This is a genomic window from Pelagibacterium lacus (genome assembly GCF_003345525.1).
In the GTDB taxonomy this organism is placed as follows: domain Bacteria; phylum Pseudomonadota; class Alphaproteobacteria; order Rhizobiales; family Devosiaceae; genus Pelagibacterium; species Pelagibacterium lacus.
This window is the reverse complement of record NZ_QQNH01000006.1, coordinates 176,195-187,889: the sequence shown is the minus strand read 5'-3', so window position 1 is coordinate 187,889 and position 11,695 is coordinate 176,195. Positions and strand designations below refer to the sequence as shown.

Annotated in this window: 13 protein-coding genes and 1 pseudogene; 10 read left to right on the top strand and 4 right to left on the bottom strand. The window is 58.3% G+C overall.

Going from position 1 to position 11,695, the window contains the following annotated elements; genetic code table 11:
* Window positions 1–85: 85 nt before the first annotated feature.
* The 4 genes from DVH29_RS06870 to DVH29_RS06855 all read right to left on the bottom strand — a co-directional run bounded on the left by DVH29_RS06870 (window position 86) and on the right by DVH29_RS06855 (window position 3,747).
* Window positions 86–616 carry a hypothetical protein gene (locus DVH29_RS06870; protein WP_114645423.1) on the bottom strand — a complete coding sequence of 177 codons (531 nt, stop codon included), beginning with the start codon at window positions 614–616 and terminating at the stop codon, window positions 86–88.
* Window positions 617–688: 72 nt separating this feature from the next.
* Complete coding sequence (locus DVH29_RS06865) at window positions 689–1,531, bottom strand: hypothetical protein (RefSeq protein WP_114645422.1); 843 nt, start codon at window positions 1,529–1,531, stop codon at window positions 689–691.
* A 521-nt stretch (window positions 1,532–2,052) separates the two neighbouring features.
* Complete coding sequence (locus tag DVH29_RS06860) at window positions 2,053–2,625, bottom strand: tyrosine-type recombinase/integrase (protein ID WP_114645421.1); 573 nt, start codon at window positions 2,623–2,625, stop codon at window positions 2,053–2,055.
* A 387-nt stretch (window positions 2,626–3,012) separates the two neighbouring features.
* Window positions 3,013–3,747: an AraC family transcriptional regulator gene (locus tag DVH29_RS06855; RefSeq protein ID WP_158541591.1), complete on the bottom strand. Its 735-nt coding sequence runs from the start codon at window positions 3,745–3,747 to the stop codon at window positions 3,013–3,015.
* A gap of 374 nt (window positions 3,748–4,121) precedes the next feature.
* Between DVH29_RS06855 and DVH29_RS16355 the strand changes: the two genes are divergently transcribed.
* The 10 genes and pseudogenes from DVH29_RS16355 to DVH29_RS06805 all read left to right on the top strand — a co-directional run.
* A complete protein-coding gene (locus DVH29_RS16355; RefSeq protein WP_158541590.1) occupies window positions 4,122–4,337 on the top strand; it encodes a hypothetical protein in 216 nt (71 codons plus the stop codon).
* Window positions 4,338–4,405: 68 nt separating this feature from the next.
* Entirely contained in the window at window positions 4,406–4,942 is a 537-nt protein-coding gene (locus DVH29_RS06845) for a YqhG/Tai3 family protein (RefSeq protein ID WP_114645418.1), read from the top strand.
* Window positions 4,943–5,093: 151 nt separating this feature from the next.
* Window positions 5,094–5,513: a hypothetical protein gene (locus tag DVH29_RS06840; protein WP_147276023.1), complete on the top strand. Its 420-nt coding sequence runs from the start codon at window positions 5,094–5,096 to the stop codon at window positions 5,511–5,513.
* A 17-nt stretch (window positions 5,514–5,530) separates the two neighbouring features.
* Window positions 5,531–5,956, top strand: a complete 426-nt coding sequence (locus tag DVH29_RS06835) for a hypothetical protein (protein ID WP_245944903.1) — start codon at window positions 5,531–5,533, stop codon at window positions 5,954–5,956.
* Window positions 5,957–6,112: 156 nt separating this feature from the next.
* Complete coding sequence (locus DVH29_RS06830) at window positions 6,113–7,285, top strand: PrsW family intramembrane metalloprotease (RefSeq protein ID WP_114645415.1); 1,173 nt, start codon at window positions 6,113–6,115, stop codon at window positions 7,283–7,285.
* 46 nt (window positions 7,286–7,331) lie between these two features.
* Window positions 7,332–8,456 carry a transporter substrate-binding domain-containing protein gene (locus DVH29_RS06825; RefSeq protein ID WP_114645437.1) on the top strand — a complete coding sequence of 375 codons (1,125 nt, stop codon included), beginning with the start codon at window positions 7,332–7,334 and terminating at the stop codon, window positions 8,454–8,456.
* 64 nt (window positions 8,457–8,520) lie between these two features.
* A complete protein-coding gene (locus DVH29_RS06820) occupies window positions 8,521–9,120 on the top strand; it encodes a hypothetical protein (RefSeq protein WP_114645414.1) in 600 nt (199 codons plus the stop codon).
* A gap of 17 nt (window positions 9,121–9,137) precedes the next feature.
* The gene (locus DVH29_RS06815) at window positions 9,138–9,722 is read left to right on the top strand and encodes a DedA family protein (protein ID WP_114645413.1); all 585 of its coding nucleotides are present in this window, start codon (window positions 9,138–9,140) and stop codon (window positions 9,720–9,722) included.
* A 209-nt stretch (window positions 9,723–9,931) separates the two neighbouring features.
* Entirely contained in the window at window positions 9,932–10,471 is a 540-nt protein-coding gene (locus tag DVH29_RS06810) for a putative glycolipid-binding domain-containing protein (RefSeq protein ID WP_114645412.1), read from the top strand.
* Between the two features lie 330 nt (window positions 10,472–10,801).
* Window positions 10,802–11,692, top strand: a pseudogene (locus DVH29_RS06805) (YifB family Mg chelatase-like AAA ATPase); the annotation flags it as partial.
* Window positions 11,693–11,695: the final 3 nt, after the last annotated feature.

The following is an 11,695-nucleotide window of genomic DNA, read 5'->3' as shown; positions in this document are numbered from 1 at the left end:
ATAGGTGGACGACTTTTAAGCCGCCCGCAGCAGGACAATCCAGCCGCTACCGTGGACTAATTTTGCACCGCCGTTCTCATGGGGATCAAAGCTTCTGCGCTTCGGCGGCCAGTGCGGCTTCCAGAATTGCAATTTGGGCTCGGACTTCGAATGGCTGCCTGTAGGGATCGCCAACGAGGTGAAGTGGCAGGAGAGGAGGAAGGCGTTCAGCGGGCTCGTCCCTGACTATCTCGTCGAGCCACAAAAACGCCCTGTCGTGGTCGGAAAGCCGTTCAAGTGCTTTCCGTGCCATCTTTACGATTTCGTCGATGTGCTTCCGCTTTAGCGCGGTTTGAGCGGCCTGACGCTTTTGAAGCTGCCGCAACTTCTTCAGAGCTGTGAGGGCGCTTTCGCGGGTGGAGAGGTAGCCCTTGACCGGGCCGGGTAGGCCCGCCTTATTGACCGCGTCGAAGCGGGCGATATCCTCATCTTCCGCTTCGAGCTGGGTCTCCCAGAACCGCGCATAGAGATCAGGTCCTAGCAGTTCGAGCAAAGCATCATTGGCAAGGGGATTCCCGCCATTCTTGAGGGTAATCAGCAGGGATTCCACCTGCTGACGCCAGAGGTCATTCGTCATAATAGATTTTCCTTGAGAAACCGCGCGACGAGGCACATTCGCGCCCCGTCGCTATCGTGGGCGTGGTTGCTGTTAGTTGGAGGCTTTGGCCTTCAGCTGGGCTTCCAGCTGAATGATCTTGGCATCCTGACGCGCTAGTTGTCGGCGACGAAGGGCCCCCTCATTGGCGACCGCCTGCTTCCGGGCCAGCTTCTCCACCTGTCCCGCAGTGGAGTTGATGAACCCGCGAGGGATGAAACGACCTTCGTTCCATTCCCCCCACATGGCGGCCAGCTTGCCCTCCACGGGCGTGCCCAACAGGTTCTCCGGCTTCAGGGAAATCTCGGCGGGTGCGGGCTCCGACAACAGCAGATCAAGAGCGGCTTGTGCCGCCGTGTGGTCGGGACCAGTTCCATGGTTCTGCTGGTCCTGCTTGCGGATGCCGTCGAGCTTCTTGCCGTATTTGCCCGAGAAGGTCTCGATGAACTGCGCTACGTCCGCAGGTGGGATATTGTGCTCATCAAGATAGCGCAACACAGGGGCGTAGGCGTTGGCGGTCGGGTCAACGACAAACTTTCCCTTGTCATCGAAATGGCCGAACAAAAGCTTGCAGAACGGCAGAAACTCGTTCTGCTCGTCCTTGGCCCACGCAATCCCGCGATCGGCCAACAAACGCAAGAGGAAGGGGCGGTTCTCGTCTGACCCAAGCACGGTGCACATCCCGAGGGCTTGGCCCAAGGTAATGTAGGTTGCAACGCGTTTCTGGACCTTCAGGGCCTCCACGGCTTCCTTGTGCTCGGTCTCCTGCCGCAGGACCTCTCCGCTGAACGTGTCAACGAATTGGCGGAAATCGTCGTAATCGCTGAATTTGCGGACAGTCTCATCGAGTGTCGGGGAGGCAGCAGTGGTGGTCTTGTCGCTCTTTTTCTGGCTCATTTTGAGTCCTTTCAAAACGTAGGTTTGAAAGGTGGGCCGTTGCTCTCAACGCGAAACGGCTCACCCGCCCGACGACATGTCGGGACTTAGGTGAGCCGCTTGCGGAGCGATCTCGTTTGGTGCCGCCTCCATACTGAGCGTTCCTACTGTTTCAACAGCAGCCCCATGTCTGGGGAGGGCCGAAGCCGCTTCTTATCGAACGCCACCCTCTCGGGTTGCACCTGTGCTTGCCCTATGGTTGGTGACCGAGATCATTACTCCCCAGAGCCCATCGGCGTCTGAAGAAACCATGTCCGCGAGCGGACCCATAGGTTGGATTCGGGGTTGAGCCACCCCTTCTGACTGAAATAGCGCAGCATAATAGACCGCGCTATTCCCGTGACCAGCATCAGGTCACGCCACGAGAGAGGAAATATCACGAATTCCACAGCGTGCAACGATACTGTATAATTATGGTTAACAAGAATCGGTTTCTCCCATAATTACTAATCATGGGAGATAATTGCTTTCCACGTGCTCGGCTATAACAGTTCGACTGCTGCCCGCATCATGTCATCGCGCACGTCAATATAGCGCTGGGTCGTGGTCAGGTTTCGATGCCCAGCCAATGTCATGATCACTTTCGGTGACACCCCTGAGTGCGCAAGCTGGGTGATGAACCAGCGACGGCCAGAATGGGATGATGCACCATCGAGGCCAGCGGCCCGATAGAGCTGGCCCATCAGCTGACAGAGCGTATTCGGGGAGAACGCGGTGCGCTTCTGGGTGAGCAGGAACGGACGATCCCGATCCCCATGATTACTAATTATGGCCTCGCGGTAACGGATCACCTCCCGACGCAGGCGTTCGCTCATGAACACGACGCGTTCATGCCCGCCCTTCGCGATTCCGGCGCGAACCCGAAGCTGCTCGCGCACATCGCCATTGGGCTCGAATACGTCCCGCAGGATCAACCCGGCGATTTCCCCAACCCGCAAACCTGCGAGGTGCGACAGCATTAACGTCATGCGATCACGTGCTGCATGTTTGCGCTGCGCTACCACGGCCAGCAGGCGTTTGAATTCGGGATCGGTGAGCACTCGGGCTTGGCGCATGGGAAGCTCATGGTTTGTTGCGGTCTGTTACAAACCATGATGATGTCGTTGCCCCGCCCCCGCGACCGAAGAATTGAAATCTCCCGAAACGCCAAGAAATGCGGGCGTTTCAGCGATTTTGGGGACCAAATAAAATACGCATTATGTGATGTTCGCTTGGTCGACGCCTCCGATCAGTCCACCAACGACTTATACCGGACATTCTGGTTTCGACGCCTTTTCGGACGTAGCAACTCTTCCTGATAGGACCCGAAAGCCGTCATTCATCCATGGTTGCATTAAATGCGCAAAACACCCCCCTACTATGATGGTTTGAATCATCGGTTTCCGAGGCAATGAGATCGGACACGACCGCCCGAGCAGATTGTGTCGGCAGAAATCTCGTACTCAGGGCTCGTTGCGCAAGTCGGTAGGGGTCTTGTGCCACGCCCGCCGCATCGTAGCGGTCATATGGCTATTGCTTGAGAAGCCAACGGTCCGTGAAATTTTTTCCAGCGGCATGTCGGTACTGACGATCAAATGGCGGGCAAGCATGAGGCGGCAGCCGATGATGTACTGATGCGGCGATTGGCCGGCAGTCTGCCTGAAGGCCCGCGCGAGTTGGCTTGGCGACAGCCCGGCAATGATGGCCAGCTGTTTCAACGTCAAGGTTTCATTCAGGTGGCCATGAATAAAGTCGTTGATCCTGCGCCAGGTCGAGGGAGCCATTCCGCCGGTAAACCGGCGGGGTGGACTGGGTCGCAACGACGAATAATTGCGCAGGAGGTGAATGCTGAATGCGGTGATCAGGGCGTCGAGATTTTCACGCCAGGCCAGCTCGCGATTTTCGATTTCATACCGCATGTTGCAGGCCAGTTTATGCGCCTTGCGGTCGGTATGACCGAGCGTGGGCGGATGAAGCTCGAACGTCTCGTTATCGAATTCCATGCCGGCCAGATCACGGAGCCGCTCTGGTTGGACGGCGACCAAAAGGCTTTGCTTTTCCTTGCGCCAGCGCGCGAAGAGCTCCGATTGGTCCGGGACAATCTCGAGTGAACCCATAGGCGCCATGCCTATGGCTCTGCGATCGCTGTTGAGCCCAATCTCGCGGCCAGGCTGAGGATTGAACATGATGATCATCATGTGTGCTGGCGCTTTAAACTCGATCGTGTCGGGGCCGGTATGCGTGCGGGTGACCGCACCCCCGTCATGTTGAAACTTAGGACCCCATGCCTCCGGTATACTCGACAGCATTTCTTCGCGCCTCCCCGACAAAAGCAGATATAACTGGTCTGACACCTCCCAAATTGTCGCGCCGCGGACAGACTAGCAAAGAATCGCCGATTGTCACGATCGGCGCATAAAAGCTTCGATTCTGACAGAGTTCGTATTGGCTTGTTCGATATTCGGATGGATCATTTGCACTGACCGCATGTTTGCGACCGGCACGCGGGTCGCCAGCGGCAATCAACACGCGCAAATTCCGCGCTCTTGCAACAAATTCAGGATCGAGATTGATGGCAAAACATTTCCATGCTCTGGCCGCCGTCGTGGCAATCCTTGCTCTTGCTGCGTGCAGCAGCACGTCGGAAAATGTCGTTTTTGACGCACCGCCCGAGCCGGGCCAAACGACGTTCACGGGCCCCAACGATGGCCCGCCCGAACCCGGGCAGACCACGATGCAGGGTGGTGATGATGCCATTCCCGAACCGGGGCAAACGATTTTCGAATAATACTCCTGGTTTGATCATCGAGAAGGGCATTAACCGATACCGCCCTTTTCGACCAAGGAGGCAAGATAATGAAGCAACTTCTTCCGGTGGCCCTGGCTGCAATCGCCCTCGGTCACAGCACGAGCGCCCCCGCTCAAGACCTGGTCCCTGGACAGGCCGCCGGCTTCGTTGACCGGTTCTGCGAGACGCTCGTTCCGGCGGTAGCGGACTACGATCCCAATGCGTCAGGCGCCTGGCCGCCGGACGACCCCGCGGTTTTCGGCCCTTTGGTGACCGCCGATCTGGCGGCCATGATCGAAAATGCGCTCGCCCATAATGCAGCGTTCGAGAACGAAACCGGGGGCAAGGGTCTGCTGGGCGATGGCGTGCCCTGGACATCGGTTCAGGATGCCGCGTCGGACTGCACGGCGGGCGCGATCGTGGAAACGTCTGCGAGCGCAGAAGTTGCCGTGCGCTACAGCTATGCCGATGCTCCCGGCGAGGGCTGGTCCGACAAGCTCATACTGACTCAAGATGGGGAGAAATGGCATCTGGAAGATATTCGCTATGGCGAAGATGGCCGGACCAGTCTCAGAGCCGTGCTCGCTCAAGCCCTTGAACAGTAGTTTTGACGGTGCGCGGCGCTGATTGTGGAAAACAACCCTGTCATATTCCATGCATAATAATGCTTGAAGCTGGTTGCGGCCAAAAACCGCTCCTCCTAGACTGATATCGGGCCGTCTTCAGGGTCTGAAGGTTTTACGTAAGGATTTAGCTATGTTGAAGACAATTCGATTTTGCCAGAGTGCTGCCGTCCTATCCCTGATGTTTGCTTCCTCGGCAGCGATCGCGCAAGATGATGCCTGCGATTCGCTCGATACCGCGATTACCCTCGCGGTCGCGCAGGAATACGCACCGCTGGTCGCCGAGACCGCCGGAACGACGCCGGAGGAAGTGGAGTTTCTCTCGTTCATGAGAAGCGACAATTGGAGCGCGGTCTATGCCGCAGTTCCGACTGCCGATCCGGGCTACTTCTTTTTCGAAGATGTGGACGGACAAAACCAGTTCAAGGACGTTTGGGGTGGAGTTGCCGACGCTTCCGAGCGCGATGAGCAGATCGCCTTTGCCGAAGGCCTCGGCGCTCCTGCCGATCTGGCCGCCTGCTTTGCCGATCACACCGCGATCATCGAAGAATGAAGCAATAGGAGGCTGGGATGGGTATGCGTTCCGTTGTCATTGTTTTGGCCTGCGCCATGGCATGGGGAATGCCTCCGGCAGTCGCGCAGTCGGCTACCGAAGTGAACGAAACGCTCGACACGCTCTTTGGCGAGCACGAGCGCCCCGAAACCTTTTTTACCGAACTCCAGCAGGCCGTGACCAATGATGATGCGGATGCACTGGCCCAGATGGTTGCCTATCCGATTTCGGTAACGATCGATGGAGAGAGCGTGGAGATCGCCGGCGAAAGCGAATTCGTTACCGATTTCGACCAGATATTCACGTCCGATGTCAAAGACGCGGTAACGAGCCAGAGCTACGAGACGCTGTTTGCCAATTGGCAGGGCGTCATGATCGGGGATGGCGAAGTCTGGTTCTCCATTGTGGACGATGCGCCAAGGATCACTGCGATCAACAATTAATTGCGTACGCTAAGAGCCGGCCCCTTTGCTCGTTTCGAGCAAAGGGGGAATGGCCTGAACAAAATCACTTCGATCGCAAAACCTGAACATCCGGGCGGACCACTGCCTCCCCGAATTATTGGCCGACGCCGTTGAGGGCAGAATGGGGGACTTTCGATGACAGCCACACTTTGGAGCGTTCAACCGGCTCCAGCGGCCACGCCCGCTATGGATCGAGTAACGCCCGACGCGTGGACAAGTCCGGCCGGGGTCTGGTCGACTGTCATTTCGCTGATCGTCGTTTTCGCAATCACCATCCTCGTGATGATGGTGTTGGGAGATGCCGGATTTTCCCAACTCGATCTCTACGTGGCGATCGGGCTGACCACACTGGTTCCCTATCTCCTTTGGATGCGGCTGCTGGTCAGGTTCGATCCCTGGATCCCCAGAGCGCGCAAGCTTGTCTTTCTGGCCATCCTCTGGGGCTGCATTCCCGCGGTACTCGCTTCGGTTTTCATGGAAACCGAACTCGACGGAGTGGTGACCGAATTGGGAGAGGCCAGTCTGGGTCTAATGGTGGTGGCTCCATTTTCCGAGGAGTTGGCCAAGGGGCTGTTCGTCGTCCTCGTCTATATTTTCGGCCGGCGGCATTTGCGCGGGCCGTGGGACGGCCTCTTCGTGGGCGCATTGGTCGGCGCGGGGTTCGGATTTGCCGAGGACATTGGCTATCTGGCCAATGCCTTCAGCGATGGCGGCGTCATCGGCCTGATCGTGAACTATGTTCTGCGGGAGGTATTTACGGCGCATGCCCATCTCGTGTTTACCGCCTGCACGGGGCTGGCTGCCGGTCTTGCCGCGCGGCACGGGCTTTCGATGGGCCATGGCCTGGTCTGGATTGGGCTGGGTTTTCTCGCAGCGTTCGCGTTGCATGCCATGTGGGACACCAGCACGGCCGTACTGCCGTCTGGCGAGACCGTCATGCTTTTTGAGCCGATCATCCAGGGCGCCGTATATGCCGCTATCGCCATCGTCGGGTTGAGTATCCTGCGGCGCCGCGAGGATAAAATGCTGACGGCCCGTCTTGCAGAATACGCCGAGGCCGGCTGGTTCAGTGCCGAGGAAATCGCGTCGGTCGCCGATCCCAAAGCAAGACGAGCTGCCGTCAAGCGAACACGCCGCATGCCTGCGCTGCGCCGGCAAGCCGTCCGTCTCCTTTTTGCCGCCCAGACCCTGCTGGCGCTCAACAGGGAGAAGGCGTTGATGGCGAAAAATCAAATAGACCACACCGAAGAGGAAGACGTCCGGCTCCGCAAACTTGTTGTGTCCGCGCGCGCCATGGGCACGGATTGAGTGCATCTGGCCAGGATCTCGGAGTAGTCCCAGGCGAATGGAAGGCATGAATAATTATTTGGATTCATCCCCGCACGGATCTTTCGCCGGCGGAAGGATTTTGGGTTTTCTGATCATCTTGCTCGGCTTGTTGATCTGCGGGTCGACACACGCGCAAGAGGGAGGCGAAGCAGGGCCGCTCCGGGTTGGAGTCTATGTCAGTCCGCCCTTTGTCGACACCGTCGGAGAGACGGCCTACACCGGCATGGCCATCGATCTTTGGACCCAGATCGCACAACGCCTCGGTGTTACCTTTGAGTACGAAGAATATCCCACTTTTCGCCATCTCTTGCAGGCCACCGCCGACGGCACAGTCGATGCGGCGGTAACAAATCTCACCATTACCCACAATCGGGCCGAGGTCGTGTCCTTCACCCAACCCTGGTATGACGCAGGCCTACGGCTCATGGTCCCAGAAGAAGGCGGCGCGAGCGGATGGGACGTCATTTCCGGGCTTGGCGATGCAGGGCATCTGCGCGCCTATGCCTGGCTGGCCATCGTTATCCTTCTCGCCACCCTGGGCCTGACATTGTTCGACAGGAAGTTCGATCCCGATTTCCCCAAACGCTGGCGGGAAGGAGTGGCCGAAAGCTTCCATCACGTCATGTCCATTGCAACGTCCGGGAAAACGGCGCGCAAGAACCTGTTCGGATGGGTCGGGCGGATCTGGCAGGCTTTGTGGTTGGTGGTTGGGGTCGCGGTCATTGCTTATGTCACCTCATCGGTAACGAGCGTAATGACCACCGTTTCATTGACACGCGGAATCAATTCGCTCTCGGATATGTCTGACAAGACAGCGGCCGTCTTCACCGGCAGCGTGGCGGAAGACTATATGCGCGAATTGGGACTCTCTGCGCGGGCCTATGACAATATCGCGCTTTCGGTTGCGGCCCTGGAGGCCGGCGAGGTGGACGCCATCGTGGGCGATGCGCCGATCCTCGAACATTATGTGCTCAACAATCCCCAGGATCAGCTCGCCGTTGTCGGCAATATCTTTCATCCCGACAAATATGGTTTTGCCTTTCCCTTAGGGAGCGAACTGACGCGTGCGGTAACGTTGGAAATCCTCGCTGCCCAGGAATCGGGAGCGCTGGAAGCCCTGAAACAGCGCTATTTCGGCTCCGGACAGTGATAATCTGCCCAAAACAGGACCGGATGCGCTCCGCAGTCTTTGAGGGCTAGAAAAGGTTCAACATATGGATGCTGCTCCTGAGGTTTTGCCGAGCGAGATGGTCTTCGTTCATATCCGCATCATTGTCGGCATGGTGCTCGGGATAAGCCTGGCGCGGCTGGTGAACGGAGTGATGCGGTACGTGCAGCATCCTGGCCGCGAGCAAATGTATCCGATCCATATGGGCTGGGTCCTGTTCACCTTTCTGTTCATCGTCCATTTCTGGTGGTTCGAGATTGCCCTCTCGATGCTCCACCAATGGTCGTTTTCCATCTATCTCTTCCTGATCTGCTATGCCGGTATTTTCGCGATGCTGGCTTCGCTGTTGTTCCCCGATCGCATCGACGAGTACGGAACGTTCAAAATCTATTTTCAGGAACGTCGGCGATGGTTTTTCGGCATCCTGCTTTTAATGATCGTGCTCGACAGCGTGGATACCGTCATTAAGGGCCCCGAATATTTCAGCAAACACTACAATTGGGATTACCCTTTACGTCAGGGTGTCCTGGCGCTGGGCGCCATTGGGGCCATGATCTGGAAATCGGAAAAATATCACGCCGTGTTCGTCGTGTTCGCGGTCATCCTTCAGATCGTCTGGAGTCTCACCCTTTTCGAATTTCTCTAACTCCGGTGCCCTGAATCGTGGCGGATACTCTTCATCATTTCATAGAGCAGTTCGGACTTGTGGCGATTTTCATCGGCTGTCTCCTCGAAGGAGAGACGGTGGCGATCCTGGGCGGCTTCTTCGCCCATCAGGACGTTCTCGTGCCCTGGCAGGTGTTTGCGACGGTCTATGTCGGTGCGTTCTGCGGCGATGCATTGCTCTTTCTGGTCGGGAAGCATTTCTCCGGCGCCGCCTTCGTGCACCGGCTCGAGGACAAACCCGCCTTTGCCTATGCGCAACGCATGGTGCGCAAATATCCTACGCTCTATGTCCTGCTCAATCGCTATGTCTATGGCCTGCGCATGATCGGCGGGGTCGTCGCGGGACTGGCCGGGATCGGGACGATGAAATTCCTGCTGCTCAACGCCGTTGCGACCCTGATCTGGGCCAGCATCTTCACCGGTATGGGCTATGTGTTCGGCACGGCCGCGGAACAGATCATCGGTTCGGAACTGGCAAGGCACCAACGCCTTCTGGTTGCCTTAGGCGTCGCCGTGCTGGTGGTCCTGGTTGGGCTTGTTTTCATGCACCGGATGCGGCGCAAGGCCGTTCGGCGCGATTAGGCCATAGAGCCTGATCGGTGCGGGGGAACGACATCTCTGTTTCCATGCAGTCCAGTTGCTGCCCCCTATCGATGGAACGGTGACGAGTAATGGCATATCAGCCCCGTTCTTAGGGAAAATGGTGTGGCCACTCACCTGGTCGTCCAACAATTCAGGAACCAGCAGGAGAGCAATGTCTTGAGCGTGTGCTGACATAGAAGGAGGCCCACATGCAGCCGGTTACTATCTACTGGAGGCGCACCGACGTTTCCGGTCTTGAGCGTCTTTCTATCTCTCCGACACGAGACACGGCCAAAGGTGTGATAATCAACGTAGAAAATGGAGGGGCCGAAGTCCGACACCATTGGCAATTCACCGATTGCTGGCAGGTTCTCAAGCTGACCATGCAGCGATGCGACAGCAAAGGTGATTACCAAGTGCAGATCGCGCGGCAAGGACAGGGGTGGACCGTGAACGGGAAGGAGCGGCAAGACCTCGATGGAGCTGAGCTGGTTGATCTTTCGTTCACGCCGTTTTGCAACACCTTCCCAATTTTCCGCATGTTGAATGGAAAACTGAAAACCGCTGCTTTCGACCTCGTCTATCTCGATGGCGACACATTGGACGTTTCACGCTCCCGGCAAGCGTATGACCACCTGGGCGCGGGCCATTTTCGTTATCGTGATCTGGGATTGTCCAGCGGGTTCCAGGCACAGCTGCGCGTTGATAGTCATGGCTTGGTCACAAGCTCTTCGAACGTGTGGAAGTGACGCCTTAGGCAGAGACGTGCGAGGCGGCGCGGGTTAACGGCTATTGCGCTTTAGCCAACCGCCGCTTTTATCTGCGGACAATGTCTTCCGGATGGAAGAACGGCTGATGGAGGCGAAGAGGTGCGCCCGTAGTAACGGCAACTATCCGTGCTTCCGGCGCCAAAGCTGTCATTCAGCAATCCACCCCTTTTTCGCCCTTCCCGGAGCAACAATGCGTGTTTGCAGTGAAACCCCATAAAAGTGCCCGAACGCCGGCGATTCAAACGTTACATGCACGACTGTGTGCGTGTTACGTTTGAAAATTCCGGTCCCTGATGCCTCAAAACGTTACATGCACATTTGATGGTCGGGCCGCCGGGGGCGGGCAAATCCATGCTGGCCCAGCGCCTCCCCTCGATCCTGCCGCCGCTCGATGCGCGCGAACTACTCGACGTCTCGATGATCGCCTCGATCGCCGGGGAATTGCGCGGCGGGCAGATTTCCGACCGCCGGCCGTTCCGCGCCCCGCACCATTCCGCCTCCATGGCCGCGCTGGTCGGCGGCGGGGTCAGGGTGCGGCCGGGCGAGGTGTCGCTGGCCCATAACGGGGTGCTGTTTCTCGACGAATTGCCCGAATTCCAGCCCCAGGCCCTCGACAGCCTGCGCCAGCCGCTCGAATCGGGAGAAACGATGATCGCCCGCGCCAATGCGCGGGTGGTCTATCCGGCCCGCTTCCAGCTCGTGGCGGCCATGAATCCTTGCAAATGCGGGCTGGCCGGGACGCCGGGCCATACCTGCCGCCGCGGCGACAAATGCGCGGCCGATTACCAGGGGCGGGTATCGGGGCCGTTCCTCGACCGCATCGATATCCGCATCGACGTGCCGGCGGTCTCGGCCTCCGACATGATCGGGTCGAAACCGGGGGAGGCGAGCACCATGGTCGCCGGGCGCGTGGCGCGGGCCCGGGACATCCAGCGCCGCCGCTATGCCGGCCACGGGCTCGATGCGGTCCGCACCAATGCCGACGCTCCGGCCCATCTCATCGAGGAGATCGTGGCTCCCGACGCGGAAAGCAGTGCCCTGCTGCTTAAGGCGGCCGAAGCCTTCTCGCTTTCGGCGCGCGCCTATCACCGGGTGCTCAAGGTCGCCCGCACCCTCGCCGACCTCGAAGGCGGCGACACGGTGGCGCGGCCCCATATCGCCGAGGCGCTGAGCTATCGCATCGCCATGGCCGGACATTGAAGC

Coding starts and splice junctions, on each gene's coding strand:
- DVH29_RS06870 (WP_114645423.1), bottom strand. CDS start 616: ATGACGAATGACCTCTGGCGTCAGCAGGTGGAATCCCTGCTGATTACC.
- DVH29_RS06865 (WP_114645422.1), bottom strand. CDS start 1,531: ATGAGCCAGAAAAAGAGCGACAAGACCACCACTGCTGCCTCCCCGACA.
- DVH29_RS06860 (WP_114645421.1), bottom strand. CDS start 2,625: ATGCGCCAAGCCCGAGTGCTCACCGATCCCGAATTCAAACGCCTGCTG.
- DVH29_RS06855 (WP_158541591.1), bottom strand. CDS start 3,747: ATGATGATCATCATGTTCAATCCTCAGCCTGGCCGCGAGATTGGGCTC.
- DVH29_RS16355 (WP_158541590.1), top strand. CDS start 4,122: ATGGCAAAACATTTCCATGCTCTGGCCGCCGTCGTGGCAATCCTTGCT.
- DVH29_RS06845 (WP_114645418.1), top strand. CDS start 4,406: ATGAAGCAACTTCTTCCGGTGGCCCTGGCTGCAATCGCCCTCGGTCAC.
- DVH29_RS06840 (WP_147276023.1), top strand. CDS start 5,094: ATGTTGAAGACAATTCGATTTTGCCAGAGTGCTGCCGTCCTATCCCTG.
- DVH29_RS06835 (WP_245944903.1), top strand. CDS start 5,531: ATGGGTATGCGTTCCGTTGTCATTGTTTTGGCCTGCGCCATGGCATGG.
- DVH29_RS06830 (WP_114645415.1), top strand. CDS start 6,113: ATGACAGCCACACTTTGGAGCGTTCAACCGGCTCCAGCGGCCACGCCC.
- DVH29_RS06825 (WP_114645437.1), top strand. CDS start 7,332: ATGAATAATTATTTGGATTCATCCCCGCACGGATCTTTCGCCGGCGGA.
- DVH29_RS06820 (WP_114645414.1), top strand. CDS start 8,521: ATGGATGCTGCTCCTGAGGTTTTGCCGAGCGAGATGGTCTTCGTTCAT.
- DVH29_RS06810 (WP_114645412.1), top strand. CDS start 9,932: ATGCAGCCGGTTACTATCTACTGGAGGCGCACCGACGTTTCCGGTCTT.